This is a genomic window from Burkholderia stabilis, from assembly GCF_001742165.1.
In the GTDB taxonomy this organism is placed as follows: domain Bacteria; phylum Pseudomonadota; class Gammaproteobacteria; order Burkholderiales; family Burkholderiaceae; genus Burkholderia; species Burkholderia stabilis.
On record NZ_CP016442.1, the window covers coordinates 256,616 to 280,482 of the forward strand.

Below are 23,867 nucleotides of genomic sequence, written 5' to 3' on the forward strand. Positions count from 1 at the left end.
TTGATCCAGGGGCCGCGGGAACGCGGCATTCTGGGTACCATCCCTCCCGGCCCCTTGGAGTACGACATGACCAACGATGAACTGAAAGCTGTGCAAGACCGTCGGGAGCGCTATGAACAGGCTGAAAACCTGGTGCAGGCGCTGATCTACGCGGGACGCTACGGCGACGCCCTGGCCGCCATCATCGAGCGCTTTTCCGGCGATGACCAGACGGCGGTGCCCGAGCGGTTCCCGTTCTACCTGGAAACCTGGCTGAACCAAGTGGTCGGGATGGTGCGGGCGCCGGCCGGTCGTGCGGCGTTCATCCGCGAACTCATGGCGCTGAGCGACGAGGACCCCGTGGCCGCCGTCTGGCGGGTCGCGAACACCTACGGCGTCCAGCCTGACGTCTATCCGGAGCTGGTGGCGCTCCTAGGTACCGACCTGAATCGCGAGGTCTCGCTCTACGTGACCCCAGGGCTCAACGACAACGGCTCAGATTTCATGCAGGGTCCGTTGTGGCTGGTCCTGCTGCTCTGCGTGTGCCGACCGAACGAGGCCAGGTCGATCGGTGTTCTGGCTTACAAGAAATCGTTCAGCGAGGCGGACATCGCGTGGATCGACGAGGCCGCGAGCTTGGCGGCGAAGCATGGTGCTGCCCTCGGGCTCGCCATGACGGTGACGTGGAAGCGCAGCAAACCCGTCCTGCAGGCCATGGTGTCGGACATCGAAGCGCGACACATTCGCCAGGCGCTCGACGCCGCTCAGGTGGAGGAGCCCGTGCGGGCCCGGTCCCGGTCCCGGTCGCGGCTCTGACCACCCCGCTGCACCAACGTTGCCCCAGGGCCCACCGCAAAAACGGTGGGTTTCGGGGTACCGGGGCCCCGAGCCCTGCAACGTTGGAGAAGCAGTATGTCGAAACCGGACCGAGCGGAACTCAGGGCCCACCTTCACGGTGGGCTTGTCGTTGGTGCGTCGCAATGGGCACGACCGGGCCCCATGACCCCCAACCCCGCCGGGGCTCCGCCCGGCACTCCAACACCGGACCTCGGCCACCTCGAACCTCGCCGCAGGCAGGGAGTGGGGCTCCAACGCACCCATCCGGGCCGTGCCCTGGCACGGGCCTATCGGTTGCTATAGCGGTGGAGGGACCATTGAAAAATACAAATGGCTGGCCCCGTGAATCGCTGGGTTAAACCGTTGACGAGGTGGAGTGTTTCTCTACACTGGACTTATAGGCAGCGCGATCGACGCACCGCCACCACCCCGAGGACCCCGCCATGAGCACCACCCCCTGGAACCTGTTCCGCTTCTACCCCAGCAACGACGACCGGTACACCGAAGCCCCCACCAAGCTCGACGCCATCGCCCGGGGCCTGGGCCTCACCGTCGACGAGCTGGACGCGGCGATGCTGACGTCCGACAGCTTCGCCGAGGGCTACGTCATCCGCGCGGCGCTCGACACCCGTCCGGAGTACAGCGCGGCGATGGCCTGACCACCACCAGCACCACCGTAGGCCCAGGGCCCACCGCAAAACGGTGGGTTCGTCCGTACCGGAGCGTCCCGCTCCGCTGGACGGACCACGAACATGGGCAAACCGCACTACTCGAACGACAAAGACCTGGCCCGACATGTGGCAGGGCTGGTTAAGCAGGGGTGGACCTACACGAAGGGCAAGACACACGGAAAACTCGTGGCGCCCAACGGACGACGGATGGCGGTCCCGGTGAGCCCATCGGACCGTCGGGGATTCGAGAACCACCTTCACCAGGTGGAAAGACTGCAGGCTTTACCGGCGGGCCCCATACGGAAACGCAAGGGCAAGTGCCATTGAAGGAGGGGTGGTGAGGCCGCGGGGCAAGCGGGTGCCCTGGCACGGGCCCCGCTTGTCCGGTCAATCGAAAATGCTGTCCCAGAGGGCGCTCACCGCGCTGACGGCGAGACCGACGCCGGCGGCCACCGCCACCACCGCAAGGCTCACCGGGGCGGACACGAGCCCCACGGCAGCGGCACCTGCACCACCGACCACGCCGGTCAGGCCCGCCGCGGTCAACCCGTTCGCGATCGCGGTCGTTGCGGCCGGGGCCGACGAGGTGAGGGCGGCGCTCACCGTGGGGGCCAGCGAGGCGGCGGTACGGGCGGCGGACGCGGCGTTCATCGCGCTGGTCACCGTCGACGCCGTGCGCCCGGCGCTCAACATCTGGGTGGCGACCCGGACGGTCGGGCCCATGGCCTCTTCCATCGCCCAGGTCTGGTACCAGCGGTACATCATCGCAGTAGCGGCGATGTTCCCGGTTGTGCGGACCGCGTCGTTGACCTGCTCGCTCGTGTGCTTGTCTTCGATGCACCACATCACGAAGTGCTCGCAGTTGTTGAACACCAGGTTGTACTCGGTCTCCCCGATGCGTTGCCGGGCCCGTCGAACGCTTTCCAGGCGCCCGTGCAAACGGTCCGGGTGGTCGACGAAACGGACCTTGCGGCCCTTGGCAAAGGTCGACAGCGGCACCTCCTCGATCACCCCCGTGTCGAAGACCCCGTCTTTTCCCGAATAATGGATGACCGTGTCCCGCCCAGAGGCGAGGCCGTGATGCTCGTAGCCCAGGCGCTGCACCCACAGGTGGTCCCCGGCGCGAATCTGGCGTTCGTCGTCGCTCATGCTGGTCTTCTCGCTTTTTCGTGTTGTCGGTCCCTGCTCTACGGCAGCGCACCGCTGAACTTTACAGCAGCACGACGGCGCGCGGTGCGGTGGGCACGACAAGGCCGGCCCGACCGGACTCCGGGTGAGGGGAAAGGCGAGGAGAGGCGGGCACCGGGGAAAACGCGGCGGCCATCGACAACCCCAACATCCCTGGGCCCGTGGCCCCAGGTCAAAGCGGTGCTGACGCCAAAGGGCGCGGGCCTGTCCGTTTCGCACCCTGGGCCGGAGGCGGGGTTCCCCGCCCACCCTCCGGGTGGGTTTCCTCGCGGCGTGGACGTACCTCAACTCGCGAGCGTCACCAGCACCACGGGGACCACCAGCACCACGAGGACCACCAGCACCATCCGTCTCCAGCGGTCGGGCTCGGCGATCCACCGGGGCCACCACCGGTCACGCACGACCGCAGGCCCATGGGCGGTTCCGACCTCACCCCACCGGGCGCGGATGTCCCCACACCCCAGGTCGTGTACGTCGCCAGCCCCAGGTCGTGCACGTCGCCTCCTGGCCCTGGCCGACCGCTTGACGAACCTGCACGACCCGCTACGGTGGCCTGAGCGGGTCCACGTCGAGGCTCGCGCTGACCAGAGGAGACGGACGATGAGCAAGCGTACGGCGTTGCAGTTGAAAGAACCCAACCATGACGACCCGAAGGTGGCCCGCCTGACCAACGTGATCGCGCGCAAGAACCGCGTGCACGGGGTCAACGCTTCCGGGGAACGGGTGGCGTACGAGTGGGACGGTGTGACCGGGGAATGGCGGCGGGATTGGGATTTCGGTTCGATCGGGCCCGCTCGCCACACGTTCGGCGACGAACTCCCCCTGGGGCCTGACTTTCGGTTCGACCGATTCAAGGAGGCGTGACCGCTGAACGCGCGAGCGCCACCCCGCGGGTTTCAGCACCGCTGACCCCGACCGGTTGACCCGTGCCAATGCACGGACCAGCCAGGCGCAGCGCCCACCCCACGGTGGGCGTTTTCACGCCTGGGCCACGCCGCGGGTGTACAGTTTTGCGCTGGTCGGCCGTCATCACACTGGACGACCTCGACCCCGCCAACCGGGGCGATTCAGAACGCATAACCGGCACAACCGCAACCGAAGACCGCAAGGCCAGAACCACGGGGAAAACGCATGAGCACCACCGCTTCAACCACCGCTTTCACGGCGGTGGACGTCGAACTGTACCAGGCCATCGCCAACGGCGATCTCAACGCCTTCACCAACGCCCTGCGTAATGGCGCGAATCCCAACGCCGCCTATTCCGGCTGGACCCCGCTCACTTTGGCGATGCACCACCTGGAAGGCCGGTGCGTCCCGTTCGTGCACGCGTTGGTGCAGGCCCAGGCCGACGTCAATCAACCTGAGCGCGCCTCCGGTTCTGACCGTACCCCGTTGCTGTTCGCGCTGAACGGAGGGAGCTTCGAGGTCACCAAGCTGCTGCTGGACCATGGGGCCAACCCGTCCACGCCCGACCGTGAGGGCAACACGCCGTTGAAGCTGGTCGAGTCGAAAGGCGATCCGCTGCTGGCAGCACTGCTCGGCAGCGCCTTTGTCGAACGGAAGGACGGCAACACGTCGACCCCGGCTGAGCTGGACCTGGCGCTCGAACTGCTCACCGGGTCGTTGACGAGCATCGCCAGCGGTTTGGGCGCACAGGGCCAGACCGAACACCATGAGGCGGACCAGGACGAGGCCGGCGACGGAGAAACCGGGCTCGAGCTGAGCGACGACCTCGAGGCACGGTTCTCCCGCCTGCTCGACGCGTGCGCAAACGGTGACCTCGTGCAGGTCCAGGCCCTGGTGGTGAACCACGAGGACGACCTGCTCAAGCTGCAACTGGACGACGGGCGGGACGCGCTGCACTTCGCCGCGGCCGGCGGCCACGGTCCGGTCGTGCAGCACCTGGTCGACCACGGGGCGGACCTCGAAGCCGAGGCGCACCACCGTCCCGAAGGTCCCCACACCCCGCTGGACCTGGCCCGGGTGCTCGACCACCCCGACGCGGTGGCGGTACTGGAGCGCGCGTGCGAAGAGCAGGGCGTGCAGTACGGCGAGCACCGCAGCATGGTCGCCACCGAAGGACCGGACGGGACGTTGCACGTCCGGGTGCTGAACAAGTACACCCGGCAGGCGATCGACGGCACGGTGGCGGAGCGTCTGGCAGAGCAGGCGGTCGCGCGCCACGCTCAGCAGAAAGCGCAGGCGCAGGCTCAGGCTGCGGCGCAGACCGTGTCCACCCAGGCGGCCGAACCGGCATCGGCACCGGCCGCGCCGATTAGCGAGACCGACGTGGCACCCGCACCCGCACCCGCACCGATGGTCAACGACCTGGTGACCACCAGCGCCAACGTTGCACCGCTCGCCACCGACCAGTCCCGAGACGCGGGCGAATGGGTACCGGCCACGTTCATCGGACGGTGGGCTCAGCGTCGTATGGAAAAGCAGGCCGCTCGACAGGCTGAGCGCGCTGCCAAGGCCCTGGCTGACGGTCAAGCGGGGGGCTGACCGCACTAGCCGCACGACAACCGCGACACCCCGGGCCTCGCCGGCCCGGGCTGCAGGCGGGCATGTATCGCTGCTGCTCGCCGGGCTGACGCCCGGCACCCCCTGGCTGCTGGGTACGGTCGATCCGGTCCCATGACAACCCGCCGGGGCCGGAGGCCCCCGCACTCCAACACCAACCCCGCACCCGCGCCAACACCCCCGGGCACAAGGCCCACTGACCCCAACACCGCATGCAGATGGCACTGCGGGGCTCGTTCACGGGTGGCGGGATCACCGGGGCTAGGGATGGAGCAGGTCGACGTTGGGACAGCAGGCGATGCGTCGGCCCGTGGCAAGGGCCCGGAGGGTGGAGTGAGCGGATGCGACCGGGTGGAGGTGTTCACGGGACAGAGTCCGTCCGCGCATGGGCCAGCATCACCACACAAGCATCACCACCAGACCTCACCATGCGCCATCGCAATCCGTGCCATGGCACCCCGGTTCGACCGTTCGTCGCCGAGGGTCGACCGTTCGTCCGAAAGTCAAAAAATACTTGCAAACGGGCGTCTCAAACAGTTGACCAGTCTGAGCCATTTTGTATATTGGAAGTATAGGGAACGCGAAAACACCGCCGACCCACCACCTGCCGGAGCAACACCATGAGCACCCTGACCCTCACCTCGAAGCTGAACAGCCGGATGATGGCCGCCGTCATCCTCGACGACGCACGCGACATCCGCCGCCTGGCCAAGGACGGGCTGGACGTGACCGGCGTCAACCTGAACGGGGACACCTGGCTCGACGTGGCAGTGGCCCGGAACAAGATGAAGGCGGCCGCGGCGATCATCATGCTGGCCGGCAGCAAGACCAGCTTGCTGAACACCATCGACCGGAACGGTGACACGGTGATCGACAAGGCCGTGGGGGTGGTGTCCGAGAAGTTCCTGGTCATGCTCCTGAGCGCCAGCGACAAGCTGAACCTGCGGCACACCAACAGCAAGAACGTCTCGACGCTGGACCGCCTGGTGAAGCTGAACAGCAAGGCGGTGAACGACGCCCTGGCGCGCAACCGGACCATGGCCCTGGCCGCCTGACCAGCGAACCGCACAACCCCAGGGCCACAACCCTGGACCGACAACAACAGGAGGAGCAGGGCCTCGGGGAGGCGGGGCCCTGACAACATCGAAGGGAAGAACGGAAGAACGGAAGAACGGAAGAACGGAAGAACGGAAGAACGGAAGAACGGAGGAAGGGGAGGAGGTAAAGCGGTGCCAGCAGGCGCCGCTTTTCACATGGCCCCTGGCCGGGTCACACGAACACGCACCGCTCCTGCTGAACCGGTTGCCACGGGCACGGCGTCCGGGTCACCGCGTGCACCATCGGGGCCGCGTAGCGCGGATCGTCGACGGGGAACTCCACACCATCCCGCTTCCAGGAGAACGCGGGCAAGACCGGGACGATGAGCCAGTCCGCCTCGGACGCCAGCATGTCGGCGAACGCCTCGACCTCCACACGGTTCGACCGGAACACCCGGTACTTCCCGAGCTGGGACCGCTGCGCGAACGTCCCATCCAGCAGGCAGGTCCGCTGGGCGTGCAGCTCCTCGTGCGTCACCAGCCCGTGCTTGCGCATCGTGCGGACCTGCAGGCGCTCCCGGGCCAGGGTGCGGCGGTCGTACTCCGGGTCGGCCGCATGCTCGGCGATGTCCGCCTCCATCGCTTCCACCACGTCCATCCCGTCGGCAGATCCGCGCACCAACAGCGCGGACCACCGCTCGCTGGGCACGGTGAAGTAGAACGCCACCCGGAACGGCTCCGCCGGCTCCCCATCGCCCGGGCCCCGGTTCGACCCACCACCGGGAACCGGCGACGGCTGGAGCCACGACACGTCCTCGACCCACTCCGGCACGAACACATCGTTATGCGGCAGACGGCGGCCGGCGAGATCGTCCAGCCAGCGGTAAATGTAGAAGTGCGGGTCCAGGGTCCGTTCCAGCAGGTGAATCGGACGGCGTTTCGCTTTCGTGCTCGTCGTGCTCATGCGGCACCTCCATTATCGGCAACACCCTCACCACGCACACCCGGTCCGACCGCACCCCAGGGAGCACCCGCTCGCGCATCGCCCGTCAGGCCCGTGGCCGCGGTGCTCGTCGTCGGGGTGGTCGTGCTCAACCGGGCGGTCAACCGCTCCCGCATCACCGCCAGGCGGTCCTGCACGTCCCGGGGCAACGGAGCGCGCGTCGGCTCCACCTCGACCGGGGCCACCGGTTCCACCTCGCGCGGGGGCACGGGCTTCCCCGCACGAAGGGCATCACGGAACGCCGCGTGCCGCGCCACCATCTTGTCGTGACGCTGGGCCCGGGCCGGATTCGACGGGCGGGGACCAAGAACGGTCGAACCATCGGACAGGCCCGTGGGCACCGACGAACCGGCACCCACCAGCTCCGCACCAGGGGCCAGCCCCGTACGCTCAGCAGGCACGGAGGCCGGGGCCCGCTTTCCCGTGCGCAGATCGTCCAGGTTGACGGCGAGGCGGGCGAGGGCATCGGTCAACGGCTTCTCGCGCAGCACCTGGCGTTGCTTCGCCTGGGCCAACCGCTGACCAGGCTTGGCCTGCACCGACCACCGGGCGACGCGTCGTGCCTCCTGCACCCACCGGTCGCCGGTGAGCAGCACGTGCCACCGCTCGTAGTGCTCCGCCCACCCATCGTCCGCCAGGCTGGCGCGGTCCTCGGGATCGAGATGCAAAGGGCTGAAGGCAGGGAAGGCGGCCCGCTCACGATCGGTCATGGACGGACGGACCAGCACCGCGTTTTCCTCCACCAGCGACCAGGCCGCCTCGAACCACCGGGCGAGGGGCACCTCGTACAGCGCGAACCGACCTTGCGACATGTCGCGCCCGCCGAACTGAAAACGCAGGCGGGCCCGGACCTCACCGCTCCGCTCGTTCGGCAGACCGCGCAGGTCCCAGCCGAAGTACCCGACCTCCCCGAACACCTGGGCCAGGACACGGAACCGAGGGAAGGCCCAACGCCGCTCCAGCACGTCCATCGCGGCAGCCTTCCCTTTCACCGACAGGGGCAGCACGTGGTTGGCCGCGTCCAGCAGGGCTTCGCGACGGCGGGCCAACAGTTTGGCCGGGGCGGTCGCGCGACCGAACCCCAGCCAGTCCATCCCACCCTTGGCGTTCTGGCATTCCGCGCAGCAGAGCACGCGGTTCTCCTCCAGCGCGGAACCGCCCAGGGCCAGCGGCACCAGCAGGTCCGCCATGGCGCGCGGCGCACCGTCGATCCGCGTTCCGGTGACCGACAGGGTAAGACCGCAGTAGGCGCACACCCCGTCTTGCTGGTCCGCGAGGTACCGCACCATCCACGACTCGGTGTGCCGCATCGACGCGCGCAAGCCGTCAACAAGCTGGGAGAACAGGAGGTCTTGCAACGACCCGGGCACGACCTGGACCGGCGGAACGTCGACCTCCTGGCCCAGGCCGTCCTCGACGTCGTACAGCTCATCGAACCCGTCGTCGTGGTCGAACGCGGTCAGGGTGGCGGGACGCTTGAACAAGCTCGCCATGGTCACGCCTCGCTGGATTCAACAGGGGTAGCGCGGCGCAGGGCCGCACCGTGGACACGCTCGCAGGCCTCCACGATTGCGTCCGGCACGCTGATGCCGTTCAGCTTCGCGTACGTCACCAGCAGCGCGTCCAGGTCCAGGGGGATCATGAGGCCACGCCGCTTGTGCGTGGCTTTCGCACGTTTGGCCCAATCGGCGTACACGGCGGCCCGGCGTTCAGGGTTTTTCGACGGCATGGTTCTCCTCCGGTTCGTTGTCGAGGCTCAACGCCTGCGGCGTCGGCATGACCCCAACCTAGCAGCGCCGAGGATTTGCGCAAGTCCTACGGACGTGCCCTGGCACCCCTCCACGGGGTTCGCCGGACGGCACCTGGAGCTTCGCTCCGGCCTCGCCGGCCGGGCTGTCGGTCGTACGTTCGCGCTCGCCGCGCGGGCTGAAGGTTCCGACCGTGGGGGGAAGGTGAACCCCGGATCGGTTGGACGGTTCTGTACAGGTACAGGGGCACGACGGCTCGGGCCAGGTGAAGGTCTTCCATCCGGGGGAACGGTCGGACGTGCGGTTGGCCCGTGGCGTCGTACCAGGGATCGGGGGTGGAGGGGTAGCTCAGGCGGGCGCTGCTCGACGCGCCGGGCGCGATCGGTTGAGCGCAAGGAAGGGAAGGAGGGCACCCCGCGCACGCACGACCGGGACTGCCTCAGCGGGACGGCACAGGACCCACGCCGTCCCTGGTCCAGCATCACCGGCACGCTGCGCGGGCGGGGGACGTGCGTTCGCTTCGCGGCACCTGCGCGGACGGCGCAACTCCTCCCGGTTCCCGGCCCCTGGCGGGGCTCGGATACCGGTCGGGTTGACGCCTCATGTCCGCGCGACGGTGCCGCTCCGCGACCACGAACGCTCGACCACCACCACCGGGCAGACGTTCAACCCCAGGGCGACGGCGAGGCTCCCCGGGGTACGGCGACCCACGGAACCTGCACCGTCGTACCGCACCGAGGGCGCGTCCCGGTCGTGCGTGCGCACGCCTGGATGGTGGGGCGGAAGGCGAGGGGCACGCGGCGGACGGGGTGCAGGCTTACCCGTGCCAATGCACATATCATACCGGTCAACGGGGCGTGACCGGGTGCGCTGCGCGCGGGCGCGGTTCGACCAACCCCAGGTCTCACCGCACGACCCGTCCACGCGTTGCGTTGGTGCGAATGCCAGCGTCATACCGGGCACAGGGGCATGACCCGGGGGCGCTGCGGGGCGCGAGCGTCCGGTGTACGTACACGCGGAGCGACGCACCCGAACCCCGGGCACGCGAAGGCGGACCACCTCGCTGACGCGAGCAACCCCAACACCGGAACGTCCGCCTGGACCCGGCGACGCGTCGCCACGACCCGATGAGGCAGGGTCGCGCTGCACGCTGCGCGCGCACCGGCACGTCCAGGCAACGGCGCACGGCAACACCGGACCCCCACCGTCGTACCGCGTCGGCGTCACGCTGGGCGTTCCGTACCGCACGGCGACGGGCACCCCCACCGGGCAGCGAAGCAACGCTCCCCGGTACAGCAACGGCGCACCCCAACGGCGGGCGTTCGTCCGAGAGGCAGGGGCGGGTCCGAACGCTGAAAGCAACACCGAACGGCGAACACCGATGAAAGGAGGCTGTCCCAGGTGCGAGAGGAAAGGACGGGCACAGGGACAGCGGAGCGCACAGGTGGAGCGAGGACGTGCGCTGGGGGAGAAGCGAGGGGGTACTGCGAGAGCGGAAAAGCGGTGAAGCGTCGTGCGGAGCACTCTGGTTGCGGGGATTGCGACGTCACTCCTCCTCGAGTGGAAAAACGTGAAGACGTACTCGGGGGAGAGACTGCGCAAATCCTGCAACGACACACCCTTCGCACCGTTGGTGGATAACGCCAAACCCTCCAAAACCACGGCAACCCCTTGAAAGGCTTACACCTAAGGAAACGCTGATCAATGAGCCTGTCGTCCGCATAACGGACGAGGCAGGTTGCAATTTTCAGATTGACGTAGGAATTTGACGACATGCGAGGTGAGTTTCGCTCGTATTCGGGCCTCACTTCCCGCGTTTTTCACACACATGACGGATTGCTCCCATGAGTCGACAACAGCTGATTTTTCGCGATCACCAGGTTCGCCAGCGCGAACAGACTGAACAGCTGTGCCGTGTTCCTGGCTAGACCCTTGTAGCGCACCTTGCGATGACGAAACAGGTTCTTCACGACATGAAACGGATGCTCGACCCGGGCGCGGATCTGCGCCTTGGTTCGCTCGACCGCGATCACGAGGTCCTTCAGCGGACCTTCCTGCATCGCCCTGATCTTTCCGCGCTTGAGCGCCACGTGCCACTTCACCGTCTTGCCCTTCATCTCCTCGCGCTTGTCCACGCCGGTGTAGCCCGCATCGCCAAACGCTTCCTGCTCATGACCGTGCAGCAGGGCGTGGGCCTGCGATACGTCCGGCTCGTTGGCCGCCGTGGTGACCACGCTATGCACCAGACCCGAGTCGGCGTCGACGCCGACATGGGCCTTCATGCCGAAATACCAGTCGTTGCCCTTCTTCGTCTGATGCATCTCCGGGTCACGGCTCTTCCCGGCGTTCTTCGTGGACGGCGCAGCCTCGAAGATCGTCGCATCCACCAGCGTGCCTTCCTTCATCATCAGCCCGCGCTCGCACAACTCGATGCCGATCTCGTCGAACAGCTTTCGCGTCAGTGCGTGCTCGACCAGCAGGCGCCGGAATTTCAACAGCGTGGTGGCGTCCGGCACGTTCTCGCGCGCCAGGTCGATGCCCGCGAAGGCGCGCATCGCGATGCTGTCGTAGAGCGCATCTTCAAGCCCTTCGTCCGACAACCCGTACCACTGCTGCAGCAAGTAGATCCGCAGCATCCGTTCCAGGCCAATCGGCGGCCGGCCACGCTCGCCCTTCGGGTAATACGGCCCGATCACCGACAGCAGCCGCGACCAAGGGACGACCTTCTCCATCTCGGCCAGAAAGCGTTGACGCTTGGTCACCCGCTTCTTGCCCGCACTTTCCGCTTCCGCAAAACCGATCTGCCGCTGCATCGTCGTGGGTCCGTTCCGTGAGCTTCTTTCTACAACGCCCTTGGCCTCGTCAGCGATGACCGCCAAGCCGAATTGATCAGTGTTTCCCTAACGGCGTTAACAACCTGATAACACCCGAACCCCTCTGAAACCGGCAAGGCCATGCCCAGCAAGGCGCAGAAGGCGATAACAACGATAACGGGTCGACCGTTCGTCGGAAAGTCTCCCCTTTTTCAGGGCAAACGCTGGACAAGCCTGGGAGACCTTGTAGGTTGGGCTTGTGCTGTCCAACAAGGAGGAGACCCATGGCAACCCAAACCCGCCCCGTCATGACGGGCACGCGCATCACCGAGGACGATGCGAAGGCGCTGAAGTCCATCTCAGTGGCCACCGGCAAGTCGGTCAGCGAAATCATCTACGACTGCGTGCGCGCTCGCCTGGACGGCATGGACCACCTCGAAGCCCTGCGGACCGAGCTGATCGACCAGGTGATCGCTGCAACCGAGCAGTCCACCGTGCTGATGGTTGAAGCGGTGTCCGCCGCCGTTTCCTCCAAGACCGAGGAAAGCGTCCGCGTGGCGTTGAGCGACACCGGCCGTTCCGAACGGGACGCTCGGGCCAAGCTGCAGCTCAAAGTCGAAAACCTGTCCAACACCGTCGTGGCGGAGATCGAGAAGATCGACGCGAAGTTCAAGGCGATCAACGACACGTTGGTTGCGATCCAGAAGGCCCTGGCCGCCAAGGCCTAACCCCGGCGACATCACGGAGGAGACACGTGAAGACGATCGCACTGGCGGTACTCAAGATGCTGGGCGTTCCCAAAGCCCAGCCCCCGAAGGCAGTAGAACCCCAACCCGTCCAGCCCGCCGCTCCGTTGGCGGAAGACCGTGCCCTGGCACCCTTTGCCGTTCCCACCGAGATCGACCTGACCAAGCCGCTGGCGGGTCAGGTGCTCCTGGCGTACACCAAGCCGGGATCGGCGGACGGGAAGGCCCCGCCGGTCGAACTCCTCCTGACGTTCCGCGACGCGACCACCTCGGTCGCGGTCTTGGGCGGAACCGGGACGGGCAAGACCACGGGCGCGGGCATCCCGCTGCTGAAGCGGCTGCACGACGCACGCGTGGCGATGCTCGTGACCGACGTGGTGAAGGGCGACTATGCGAACGTCTGCCGGCGCCTGGACCGCACCGTGATCCTGGGTCCGTCCAGCGACACCATGCCCTGCAACCTGCTGGCGGGCTGGTCCGATCAGAAGCTGCGGGATTTCCTGACGCTGTACAGCTCGAAGGTGAAGGGCGGTGAGGCTTACTGGGGGAGCGAGGGCGTGACCGACGCGGTGCTGATCGCACGGTTCATCCGCCACGTCGAGCGCCGGGAGCCCACGCTGGCGGACCTGTTCCACTACCTCAACGAGCCGTTGAAGTTCGTGGCGCGCTACAAGCTGGCCCACCGGTTCCAGGCGCTCTACACCACCCAGGAGCAGCGGGACGCGGCGGAGGACACGCTGGCGGCGCTGCGCTCCCGGGAGACCGGGGCCTACGTGTTCTCCATGCTGCACTTCGCCAAGGACCCGTCGGCGAAGAAGGGCAAGACCACCGACATCATCACTCAGGTGGGCAGCGCGCCCCCGACCAAGGTTTCCATGGTGACGACGGACGACGCCAAGATTTTCGAGCAGTACGCCTGGCACGTGGCCAGCCTGCTGACCATCACCCGTCCGTTCTACGAGAACCCGAAACTTCGCCGGGCCTTCTGCGCGGACGTGGCCACCGGGATCGACTGGTTCGACCTGGTGTACGTACAGCAGCAGTTCATCGTCCTGGAAATGCCCACCCACACCTACGGCGAGGCCGCCCTGTTCGTCGCCGAGATCCTGCGGATGCAATACCACGACGTCATCCGCGCCTCACAGGACTTCCGGGACGCCCTGGTGGCGGACGGCAAGCGCGTGGTCTACGGCGTGGACCGTTTCACCGGCGAGCTGCACGACGAGTTCCAGAAGATCCTGACGGCGGACGGGTCCAGCATGGACGATTCCAACTGGATCGACATTTCCCGGGGCTACGGCCACATCAACATCGTCCTGACCCAGAGCATCACCTCGCTGCACGGCAAGGCCAAGAACCACTTCGCGGTCGAGGCGTTCGTCCAGAACTGCTGCAACGTTGTGTGCCTGCCGACGATCGACGAGCGCACGCTGCACTACGTCGAGACCCTGGCCGGGCGCGCGGCGACCACCGTGCGCGAGCACCTGGTGACCCGCACGGGCCGCGAGGCGTTCGTCTACTTCGCCAGCGCGTCCATGAACGGCGGCGACACCTGGTCGGGCCTGGTGGAGATCGGCACCTCGCGGTTCCCGCACATGCGGCACACCGTCATGCAGGAGATCATGGCTCGCCCGACGCTGATGCGCGCAGCGAGCACCGCTCCGGTTGCGCCGATCGAGGAGACCCGGGTTCCCCAATCGACGGACGAGATCACCGGTCGGGTGTTCTGCGTGACCACGGCGGCGATCAACTCGGACGGGTTCCTGGACTTCAAGAAGCGGTTGACCCGGGGCGGCCACACGATCACGGACACCGTCCGGATGAAGGCGGCGAAGGAAGGCGTGGACGCCAGCGGCCACCTGGCGGAGGCGCTGGACCGGCTGGACGCGCTGTACCCGAACAAGGGCGACATCGTGGCGGTCGTGCGCGGAGGTGGGGACGTGAAGAACGGGCAGTTCGACACCTACAACGCGCCGGAAAGCGTGGCGGCCCTGGAAGCCCTGCGCGAGCGCGGGGTCTTCGTGGTGGTGGGCGTCGGGCACAGCGCGAACGACGACTGGGCGATTCACCGGGCGTGCGACCACGTGTGCGACGTGCCCTACCACGCCGGCGAGGTGGTGGCGCACCTGCTCGACAACCTGCGGTCGGCGTCGAACGAGGCGGACGTGGTGCTCGCCCGAGTGGGCGGCATCACGCTGACCAAGGGCGTCGCCAGCGACACGCCGGAACCGCAACCCAAGCCGCTGGTGAAGCCGGTGGCGGACGACCAGGCGGACGCTTCGACGGAAAGCGGGCCGGCCACCGCAGCGGTCGAGGAACCGATCAACCCGCCTTGGGACCCGCTCCCGCGCGTCGGGGCGGTGCAGAACGTCCGGCCGGCGGTCCAGCCCGATCCGTTCGACGAACCCGGCACCCCGTCCGTGGCCAGTCCCCTGGCGGCCCGTGCGTCAGCAGCACCGTCCGCTTCGGCGGAATCGCCCCGTGCCCTGGCACCTGCTAAGGTGAAGAAGCCGAGCTGGTACGCCGGGGTGGGCTCGCGGGACGACCAGGACATTCAGCGGATCATTTCCGAGCTGGACGACCCGGTCGACGGCAACGACTGACCACCCACCGGCAGGGCGCCCGCTCCCGCGTCCTGCCGGTTCGACCCGGGAGCGTACCTGTACAGGAGGTGTTGCGATGGGCATGTGGAAGAGCAGCGAGCAGGAGGGGCTGTCCGAGGTGCCGACGGAGGGGGAGAGCCCGTCGGTGGTTGAGCTGGAGCACAACCTGGCGGTGCAACTGGGCACCTTGCCGGAGGGGAACCGGAAGGCCACCGCGTCGTTGCTGCTGAACGCGATTCGGACCCGGTCGACGGTGGTGCGCATCCGGGCGTTCGTCGCGATGGGCAAGGAGCACTGGATGGGCCACGACGACCACGTGCGGATCAGGCGGGCCCGGTGGCGCTACTGGTCGTTGCCGCGCGACGTGGTGGGGCGCCACGACGAACCGATGACCGTTCAGGACGTGTCGGAACCGTCCGATCGCCAGGCGGAGGAGAGCTGGGCCCACCTGCTGGTGCGGTGCTACGCGCTCCCGATGGGGGTGATCGTGCTGGTGGCGACCCTCGGCTACCTCGCGCTCCGCTGATCCCGCCTTGGTACGGCTGAATCCGTGCCAGGGCACATCCCCATCCCATGACACCCCCAACCCCATCCCGGCGCGGGGGCCGGTTTCAAAACCCTGCTGACGCCCGTTTCCGGCGACCGATGCTCGGCCCGGGCCCATGGGCGTCAGCGGGATCGCCCGGTCCCGACCGGGTGGGGTTTCACCGCCTCCGGGCGTAACTTGCGTAACGCGGCGCGCTCGATACCCTGGGTTGGTCGATCGATCACGGGGGAGGCCCGCATGGCCATGCCAGTCCACTACGCTTGGAACCACGTGCCGCGCTGGTTGCCATCGGACCAACCGTACCGCCTGCTGGGTCCCGCGTTCACGCTGGGCGCTCTCGCAGCCGCGGCAACCTGGAGCGGCACCGTCGCGCTCGAGTGGGCGGTAGCGGGGCACACCGGCCTGCTGGGCGGTGTCTCCCACATGGGGCTCGGGGAGCACGCGGTCTACTGGCTGAAAACCGCCGCCCACGCGTTCATGTGGAAGCGTCGCCCGTTCGCGGCGGACGTTGCCGCCTACCAGGCAGCGCTCGACCAACTGAACTGGTGGCTCATCAAAGGGAAGATGCTGCTCGCCACCTTGCCGGCCGCTGGCGTGTTCGCCGCGCTGGTGAACAAGATGGCGGTGCTCCATTGCGACACCAAGCACCTGTCCGGCATGGAGTACCACGGCGGCAAGGATGCCATGGCGAAGGCGACGCTGGCCGTCCATGAGTTGAACGGCGAGGGCGCGGAGGGGTTCCTCCCGGTTCACCCGGGACTGCCCGCCTTATCGGAGTCGATCTGGGCCAAATCCATGATGGTGCTGGGCTCGGCGGGTGCCGGTAAGACGGCGATGCTCACCTGGTTGTTCCGGGCAGCGATGGAGGGCCGCCATCACCTGCTGGTGGTGGACGTCAAGGGCGACCTGTCGTTCGTGTTCGAGCAACTGAACAAGATGCTCGGCGGGCGGTCGCGCGAGATCGCGATCATCGGCATGTTCAACAAGGGCGACGCGGCCTGGGCCATCGGCGATGACCTGCGCACCGACCAGGACGCCGTGTCGTTCGCCATCGCGCAGATCCCGGAGTCGAAGGACCCGATGTGGTCGAACGGTGCGCGCGGCGTTCTGCGGGTGGTGGTGCTGTCCCTGATCCACGAGTACCGTCAGGCGCGGCGTGAAGCGCGGGCGCGCGGGCTGGAGGCGCCGCCGGCATGGCACTGGGGCCACTTGGCGCAACGCGTGCAGGCCCCGATGAAGCAGATCTACGAGTGGGCATTGAAGTACGACCCCATGGTGGCGGCCATCATCGAAGACTTCGAGCGCTCGGCCACCATCAAGTCGTTTGAAATCACCATGCGCAACTTCGCGCAGCCCATCATCGCAATGGGTCAGGCCTGGGGCGACGAGCTGCCGGGCGAACCGAAGCGTCGACGCGTGTCCCTGCTGCGCTACGTGAAGGGGATGGACAAGCCGGGCTACAACGGTGTTCGGACCATCGTCCTGCGGAACAACCAGCGGTACAGCGACATGGCCCAGGGCTACATCCGGGCGATGCACGCGTTCGTCACCGACGCGGTGATGGACCTGGGCACTGGCCAGGGCGGTAAGGCGGCCCGCAACCTGATCGTGTTCCTCGACGAGTTCGCGGCGATGGGCAAGGTCGAGAGCATCTACAAGGCGTTGGAGATGGGCCGCAGTTACGGGCTGAAGCACATTCTGGCCGCGCAGACCGAGAGTGCCCTGATCGAGATCTACGGGGAGCACGGGCTCAAGCGGATCCAGGGCAACACCGCGTTGAAGATCTACGGCCTGGCGGCAGACCCCGCGCAGGCGGCGGACATCACCAACACCTTCCCGAAGCGGCGGGTGCAGAGGTTGATCCGTGGCACCGCGGCGAAGAAGGGGCAGCCGGCGACGGAGGACGTCTACGAAGAGGCCGACGCCGTCGTGATGTCGGCGGACATCCTGTCCTCGCAGCGACGCATGGGCCCCCAGGGGCGCAAGGGCGTGCGTGCGATCGTCCGGCTGGGGGACGGCCTGTACCACCTGCTCTGGCCGTTCGCCCCGTCCGACGTGGTGCCCCGCGCTCCGGTGAAGCTCGACCTGAAACTGTCGTCCTGGCTCACCGGCGGGAAGGTGGCCCCATTCACGGACTACGCGCCGAAAGCGGGGTGGCCCGAGGTCACCGAGAAGCAGCCGGTTCCGGCGGAAGTGCCCGCGCCCGTTGGCGGGTCTGGCGGTGCGGACCTGCTCGAATCGTTCGGCCTGATGGACGGTGCGCCGGCGGACGAGGCGAAGCACGGACCCGAGGCGGTGGCAGAACCCCCGACCACCACTCTGGCCGACCGCCCACTGTCCGCGATGGAGCTGTACGAGCTGGAAATGCAGCGGAAGAAGGAGACGGTGGTGCAGACCGTGGAGGTGGACGTCGAACGCGACAGCGAGGAGTACCAGCACGCCATGGTCGACGCCGCGAACCTGCAGCGGGAGCAGGAACGCCGCGGCGACTGGCACGACCCGGGCGAGATGGACGAGTCGGCCTCCCTCCTGCTCGAAGCGGTCGCGGGCCAGGTGGCGGAGGCGGTGATCCCCGGTGGGCACCTGGTCCTGGAAGGCTTGAAGCTCGCCGAGGGCGCGCAGGGCCCGGCGAAGAACGTGGAGAACGTGATCGACAACCAGACCGGCGAGGTCCGCACGGTGACGGTGGTCGCGCCGAAGAAGCAGATCACCACCGTCCGGCAGGTGTCGGTGCGCACGCAGGCCCCGGAGAACGAGCCCGAGCGCTCGCTCTGAGGCGGGTCGAAAAATCCCCGGGGGCGGGGTTGACGCGCCTGGGGGACCCGCTAGGTTTGGGTACATCCCAACCACCGACGGAGGCGACCATGGCCACCTGGCATCTCATCAACCTGTTCCTTCTGGGCGTCGTCTTGCTTCTCAGCGTGGCGAGCCTTGTGGTCGAGTTCAACCCGAACCAGGAGTACGGGGTCGATACCGACGACGTGCAGCGCATCGTCAGCATTGCGGCGTGGAGCGTGATCATGGCCTGGCTCAGCCACGGGTGGTGGCAAGCCCCGGTGTCCGTGGCCCTCCTGGTCATCGCATTCTTCACCTACGCATTTCTGGAGAGCGACGTTCGGGCGTTGCGGGACCGGAAGAAGCGCGTGGCCGAGGCGTGGGCCACGATCCGCGCCGATCGGAAAATTCGCGAACGCGCTGCGCAACACCGGGATGAGGCGTCCGAGACCGACTGAACCAGTGGGCGCGGGCCCGCCCGTGGTGGCGCTTGACGCCCTCATTTTCGTCAGTAACCTGGATCCGAACCCAACGGCTCGGGTGCTCGATCCATCCGTGCCAGGGCACAGACATACTATATAGGAGGGGACCATGGTCACGATGATGGCGCTCAGCCCGAAAGGGCACGATAAGAACGGGAACAACATCATTAACTATTTCCTGGCCAAGGAAGCCCGGTATTACGTCAACGAGGTGACGGGGAAGATCGAGAACCAGACGACCTGGATGGGCAAGGGGGCGGAGGCGCTGGGGCTGAAGGGCGAGGTGAGTGAGGAGGTGCTGCTGAACCTGCTGAACGGCAAGCTCCCGGACGGGGCGAAGGGCGTGCAGAACGTGGGCCGTGGCGGCCGTCGTGCGGCGTTCGACATGTGCGCCACCGCGGAGAAGACGGTCTCCATGCTGATGGCGGACCCGACGAACACGCCGGAGGAGCGGGAAGCGATCATCCAGGCGCACAAGCACGCAGCACGGATGATGATCAAGTTCGTGGAATCCGAGCTGTACGCACGGGTTGGGGCGCAGGGCAATGAGATCGTCCGCAACGTCGGCATGATCGCGGCCGAGGTCACGCATTACTCGAACCGCGACCTCGACCCGAACCTTCACTCGCACTACATTGTCATGAACATGGTGCACTCGATCGGCCCCGACGGGAAGGAACGGGTGACCACGTTCGAGAACAGCACCCTGATGGCGATCAAGCACGCGGCCGGCGCCATCTACCGCAACCAGCTCGCGCACGAGATCCAGGAGCTGGGCTACCAGGTCAACAAGCACATCCAGCTCAACGCGAAAGGTCGCGAGACCGGTGACGTATTCTTCCGTGTGGCGGGGATCGACGAGGAAAGCCGCAACGCGCACAGCAAGCGCCGCATGGACATCCTGGCGTACATGGAGGCCCATCCCGAGGTCACCGAGGACCAGGCCGCCGAGCGCACCCGCAAGGACAAGGACGAGCCGTCCATCCAGGAGCTGCGGGAAATCTGGAAGCGGGAGTTTGAGGAGCGCCGGCAGCGGAACCCGAACGCCTACCAGTCCGTGGCTGCGTTGAAGAACCCGGAGGTCGTGTCGAACCTGGGCCACAAGGACATGGAGCCGGTGAAGGGCCAGGAGAAGCAGCAGGACATGACCCCGAAGTCGGACGACGAGATCCTCAAGACCGTCCACGTGGCGTCGTCCCTGTTCACCCGCTACGAGCTGATGAAGCAGGTCGCGTTCGAATACGTGGGCCGGATGGACATGCGCGGCGTGCTCGAGAAGACCAACGCCATCCTGGACGACGCGAAGCGCGTCCTGGCGTTCGAGCACGACCCGAAGACCGGCGTGGCGCGGTACGCCTCCCAGGCCATGGTGGACCTGGAGGCTGGGATCATCAAGAAGGCCGCGGCGCGTGCGGACGAGCAGTCGATCCGCCTGACCAAGGAGCAGGTCGACGCCGGCCTGGCGAAGTTCCAGGCGAAGAACCCGCACCTCAAGCTCAACGCCGAGCAGGAGGGCAGCGTCCGCTACATCTGCTCGGACACCGGTGGCAACGCGATCATCTCGGGCCGCGCGGGCACGGGCAAGACCACGTCCTTCATCGCCACGAAGATCACGTGGGAGGAGGCCGGGGGCAAGCTCATCGGCGTGTCCGAATCCTGGAAGGCGGCCAAGAAGCTGCAGAGCGAGAGCGGGGTGGAGAGCTACTCGACCCGCACGACCCTGCACCGGATCAAGAACGGCAAGCTCCCGCTGGACAGCAAGACCATGCTGATCATCGACGAGGCCGGCATGCAGACCTCCCAGAGCATCGCGGAAATGCAGGACTTGTGCGACAAGGCCGGGGCCAAGCTGGTGCTCATGGGCGACCACCTGCAGTTGCAGCCGGTGGGTGCCGGGTCGGGCTTCCGGATCATGCAGGCGCGGATTCAGGACCACGCGCTGAAGGAGATCCGCCGTCAGCGCGAGGAGCGCGACCGGGTAACGGCCAACATGCTGTACGACGAGCGCGATGGCCAGAAGATTTTCGAACGCTACCTGGCCAATGGCCACATCCGCACCTCGGAGACCGAGCTGGAGGCTCGTGCGGCGCTGGTGCGCGACTACTTCAAGACCGAGGGCCAGGGCGAGCCCGAGACCGTCAAGCTCATGGTGGGCGGTGAGCTGCGTGAGGTGGACATGTCGGTGCGCGACAAGGTGGTGTTCAGCGCGGGCGACAAGGCCTTGGGCATCCACGCGAACGACACCGGCGTGGTGAAGGGTATGGAGCTGAACGAGAACGGTGAGGGGTTCCTGATCGAGGTGGAGGTCACCCCCGCCGACCTGAGCCAGAAGAAGCACACGGTGTCGATCGACACCACCCAGTTCAACGAGTTCAACCGGGACTACGCGCAGACGTTGGTGATCTGCGGGACCAACCGTGAGGTACAGCAGGTGAACGAAGACATCCGGCAGGGATTCAAGGAGCGGGGCCTCCTCGGCGAGGACCATCGCGTACGGCTGATCGTCAACGAGGAGTGGCGTCAGGTGATGCTGGCCACCGGGGACAAGGTGGTGTTCAGCGAAAAGCACGACGAACTGGGCGTGTCGAACGGCGAGGGCGGCGTCATCACCCAGCTCCGCCCGTCCGACGACAAGAAGAGCCACATCATGACCATTCGGTTGGTGTCGGACATCGCGGAGCAGAACGGGCGGTACGTTACGTTCGACACCAAGGACGTGCCGGACGTCGAGCTGGGGTTCGCCGGCACCGTCCACAAATCCCAGGGTCAGTCGATCGACAAGGTACTCCACCTGGTCGGTCCCGCCGGTCTGCACATGGTGAACAACCAGTCGGCGCTGGTGGCGATGACCCGGATGAAGACCGAGTACGGCATCTACGGGCTGGACGAGGACCTGCTGGGTCGGATCGACGAGGACGGCACCCGCCGCGGCGGGATCGCCCAGGCCCTCACCGAGCAGGCCCTGAACGTCACCACCATGGACGTGAAGCAGATCACCCGCGAGGAGGCGAAGGAGATCCGTCCGCAGCAGCGCGGGGCGTCCCGTCGTCTCGAACCGATCAAGATCCCTGCTCACCTGGAGGCCGAGCTGGCCACGTCCCGGACCGAGGAACGCGAGGCGCTGAAGGCCCGCGGGATCGCCCAGGCGGCGGAAAGCGAGGAAGCGTCGCGCCGTCGGCTGGCCGGCGACCCGCAGCACGCGGCTGACCTGCGCGCCCGTGCTGCGGTGAACGAGCGCGAGGCGACGGCCACCCAGGCGCAGAGCGGGTTCGTGGCGTCCATGACCCAGCTCAACGCCCGCAAGGCGGCGGCTCGGGCCGCGTACGAGGCACGGCAGAAGGCGGAGGCGCAGGCGGTGGCGAAGCGCGCGGCGGAACAGGCGGCGCAGCAGGCGGCGACCCGTGCGCTCCCGCCGACGCCGGCGCAGGAGCAGCAGCGCAAGCTGGAAGCGGAACGCAGCCTGCGCCGGGAGCGCGATTACGAGTACGACTACGGGCGTTCCCGCTGATCGTCCGCCCCATGCAAAAGGCCCGGTTACCCGGGCCTTTGTCGTACAGGGGCGGTGCGCGTCAGCGTCGACGCGCGCTGGCCATCAGCCGCTCGATCAGCCCCACGGTCACGTCGGTGAGGCGGTGCCCGTCGGCGCTGACCTTGGCCTTCACCTGGCGGTACAGCGGCGTGGGCAGGTCCAGGCTCAACCGTTCCCGGTCCTCGGTGGGCGCAACCGAGGGCACGGTGACGGTCACCGTCCCGGCAAGCCAGTCCTCCAGCAGCCCACGGAACAGCGTCGTGAGCGTGGACCCCGACGCCTCGGCCCGGGCTTCCACGAACCGCTTGTGCGCGATCGGCAGGCGCACGTGGAACCGGGTGCTCCCCGCGGCGTTGTTCCCCTTGCGTTCCGTCTCGGGGGTGCGGACCAGGCGCAGCGCGGGCGGGGGGACCACCACGGCCGGCTTCTCGTCCTGGGCCTTGCGGGCGCTGGGGCGTTGAAACGAAAGCGTCGTTTTCACAAGCACCCCCTCACGCAGCGGCCAGACCGGCACGGTCGGTGCCATGGCACGTCGCCAGCATCGCCAGGACCTCGCGCGCCACACCGCGCATTTCGGCCTGGGCCTGCGCGTCCGAGTGCTGGAACACCGTCACCCCGTTGGCCGCCGCTTCCACGTAGCTCTTGCGGGCGTGCATCACCGTGTCCAGCACCGGGATCCCCGTTTCCTGCAAGGCTTCCCGGGTCAGGCGGGCCAGGCGCGAGCGCGGCGACGCCTGGGTGATCAGGAACGCGGCTTTCGTGCGCCCGTCGGTGATGTCCATGCGGGTGCGCACCAGGTCGACCAGCTTGGCGTTGGCCCACATGTCGAACGCCGACGGCTGGATGGGCAGCAGCACGAAATCGGCGGCACGCACGGCGGCGATCGTCGCCGGGTTCGAGGCCTCGATCCCCGGGCAGTCGAACACCCGCAGGTCGCGCGGCTCGCGCACGGTCGCCAGGAACTGGTCGAGCGTGGGGCGCGGGCAGGCCAGCACCGGGAACGGACGGGCACCGTCGCCGGCGGCCTCGTGCCATTCGCTCGCGGACATCTGGGGGTCCAGGTCGAAAAGCTGCGCGTCGAATCCTGTGCCCAGCTCCACGCCCAACTCCTGGGCGATGGCGTCCGGCAGGTTCACGCACGTGGTGGTCTTGCTCGTACCGCCCTTGGTGCTGCATGCAACGATGGTCATCGGTTTCATGAGGGTGTCCTTGTTTTTGGGTGTGCCGTGGCACGGCTTAACCGAAACGGGACCGTGCAGTGGCACGGATGAGTCGCATGTAACCACGGGTACGAATATGATGTCAACATGTGCCGTGGCACGGCTTAACATGTTCCGGAACCCTTGAGGGGCAAGGGGTTTCCGGAAATGGCGGGTCCGCCCCACG

At 67.2% G+C, this 23,867-nt stretch carries 18 protein-coding genes; 11 read left to right on the forward strand and 7 right to left on the reverse strand.

The window, feature by feature from the left end; genetic code table 11:
- The first annotated feature begins 66 nt into the window (after positions 1-66).
- Both BBJ41_RS01270 and BBJ41_RS01275 read left to right on the forward strand, forming a co-directional pair.
- Positions 67-795, forward strand: a complete 729-nt coding sequence (locus BBJ41_RS01270) for a hypothetical protein (protein ID WP_156814725.1) — start codon at positions 67-69, stop codon at positions 793-795.
- Between the two features lie 464 nt (positions 796-1,259).
- Entirely contained in the window at positions 1,260-1,475 is a 216-nt protein-coding gene (locus BBJ41_RS01275; RefSeq protein ID WP_069744981.1) for a hypothetical protein, read from the forward strand.
- A gap of 399 nt (positions 1,476-1,874) precedes the next feature.
- Here the strand turns inward: BBJ41_RS01275 and BBJ41_RS01280 are convergent, their stop codons facing one another.
- Positions 1,875-2,636, reverse strand: coding sequence for a lecithin retinol acyltransferase family protein (locus tag BBJ41_RS01280; RefSeq protein WP_069744982.1), 762 nt, complete (start codon positions 2,634-2,636; stop codon positions 1,875-1,877).
- Between the two features lie 639 nt (positions 2,637-3,275).
- On the opposite strand from BBJ41_RS01280, the gene BBJ41_RS01285 reads away from it, so the two are divergent.
- From BBJ41_RS01285 to BBJ41_RS01295, 3 genes are all read left to right on the forward strand, one after another.
- Entirely contained in the window at positions 3,276-3,539 is a 264-nt protein-coding gene (locus tag BBJ41_RS01285; protein WP_156814726.1) for a hypothetical protein, read from the forward strand.
- 267 nt (positions 3,540-3,806) lie between these two features.
- Positions 3,807-5,180 (forward strand): ankyrin repeat domain-containing protein, encoded by a 1,374-nt coding sequence (locus BBJ41_RS01290; RefSeq protein WP_069744984.1) that lies wholly within the window; start codon positions 3,807-3,809, stop codon positions 5,178-5,180.
- A 638-nt stretch (positions 5,181-5,818) separates the two neighbouring features.
- A complete protein-coding gene (locus tag BBJ41_RS01295) occupies positions 5,819-6,253 on the forward strand; it encodes a hypothetical protein (protein ID WP_069744985.1) in 435 nt (144 codons plus the stop codon).
- A 214-nt stretch (positions 6,254-6,467) separates the two neighbouring features.
- Here the strand turns inward: BBJ41_RS01295 and BBJ41_RS01300 are convergent, their stop codons facing one another.
- From BBJ41_RS01300 to BBJ41_RS01315, 4 genes are all read right to left on the reverse strand, one after another.
- Complete coding sequence (locus BBJ41_RS01300; protein WP_069744986.1) at positions 6,468-7,199, reverse strand: hypothetical protein; 732 nt, start codon at positions 7,197-7,199, stop codon at positions 6,468-6,470.
- Complete coding sequence (locus tag BBJ41_RS01305) at positions 7,196-8,731, reverse strand: HNH endonuclease (RefSeq protein ID WP_069744987.1); 1,536 nt, start codon at positions 8,729-8,731, stop codon at positions 7,196-7,198. Before BBJ41_RS01305 ends, BBJ41_RS01300 begins: the two co-directional genes overlap by 4 nt.
- A 2-nt stretch (positions 8,732-8,733) precedes the next feature.
- Entirely contained in the window at positions 8,734-8,967 is a 234-nt protein-coding gene (locus BBJ41_RS01310; protein WP_069744988.1) for a hypothetical protein, read from the reverse strand.
- 1,839 nt (positions 8,968-10,806) lie between these two features.
- Entirely contained in the window at positions 10,807-11,799 is a 993-nt protein-coding gene (locus tag BBJ41_RS01315) for an IS5-like element ISBmu23 family transposase (protein ID WP_007182917.1), read from the reverse strand.
- 284 nt (positions 11,800-12,083) lie between these two features.
- On the opposite strand from BBJ41_RS01315, the gene BBJ41_RS01320 reads away from it, so the two are divergent.
- The 6 genes from BBJ41_RS01320 (at position 12,084) to mobF (ending at position 22,460) form a co-directional block, all read left to right on the forward strand.
- On the forward strand, positions 12,084-12,527 hold the full coding sequence (locus BBJ41_RS01320) for a hypothetical protein (RefSeq protein ID WP_156814727.1): 444 nt from the start codon (positions 12,084-12,086) through the stop codon (positions 12,525-12,527).
- A 26-nt stretch (positions 12,528-12,553) separates the two neighbouring features.
- Positions 12,554-15,148, forward strand: a complete 2,595-nt coding sequence (locus tag BBJ41_RS01325; RefSeq protein WP_069744990.1) for a type IV secretory system conjugative DNA transfer family protein — start codon at positions 12,554-12,556, stop codon at positions 15,146-15,148.
- Between the two features lie 76 nt (positions 15,149-15,224).
- The gene (locus BBJ41_RS01330; RefSeq protein ID WP_069744991.1) at positions 15,225-15,674 is read left to right on the forward strand and encodes a hypothetical protein; all 450 of its coding nucleotides are present in this window, start codon (positions 15,225-15,227) and stop codon (positions 15,672-15,674) included.
- Positions 15,675-15,932: 258 nt separating this feature from the next.
- Positions 15,933-18,470 carry a type IV secretory system conjugative DNA transfer family protein gene (locus BBJ41_RS01335; RefSeq protein WP_069744992.1) on the forward strand — a complete coding sequence of 846 codons (2,538 nt, stop codon included), beginning with the start codon at positions 15,933-15,935 and terminating at the stop codon, positions 18,468-18,470.
- An 89-nt stretch (positions 18,471-18,559) separates the two neighbouring features.
- Positions 18,560-18,928: a hypothetical protein gene (locus BBJ41_RS01340; protein ID WP_069744993.1), complete on the forward strand. Its 369-nt coding sequence runs from the start codon at positions 18,560-18,562 to the stop codon at positions 18,926-18,928.
- A 133-nt stretch (positions 18,929-19,061) separates the two neighbouring features.
- Positions 19,062-22,460: a MobF family relaxase gene (gene mobF / locus BBJ41_RS01345; protein WP_069744994.1), complete on the forward strand. Its 3,399-nt coding sequence runs from the start codon at positions 19,062-19,064 to the stop codon at positions 22,458-22,460.
- A gap of 61 nt (positions 22,461-22,521) precedes the next feature.
- On the opposite strand, the gene BBJ41_RS01350 is transcribed toward mobF, so the two are convergent.
- Both BBJ41_RS01350 and parA read right to left on the reverse strand, forming a co-directional pair.
- Positions 22,522-23,007, reverse strand: a complete 486-nt coding sequence (locus BBJ41_RS01350) for a hypothetical protein (RefSeq protein ID WP_069744995.1) — start codon at positions 23,005-23,007, stop codon at positions 22,522-22,524.
- Entirely contained in the window at positions 22,973-23,680 is a 708-nt protein-coding gene (gene parA, locus BBJ41_RS01355) for a ParA family partition ATPase (RefSeq protein ID WP_008647854.1), read from the reverse strand. Before parA ends, BBJ41_RS01350 begins: the two co-directional genes overlap by 35 nt.
- Between the last annotated feature and the right edge of the window lie 187 nt (positions 23,681-23,867).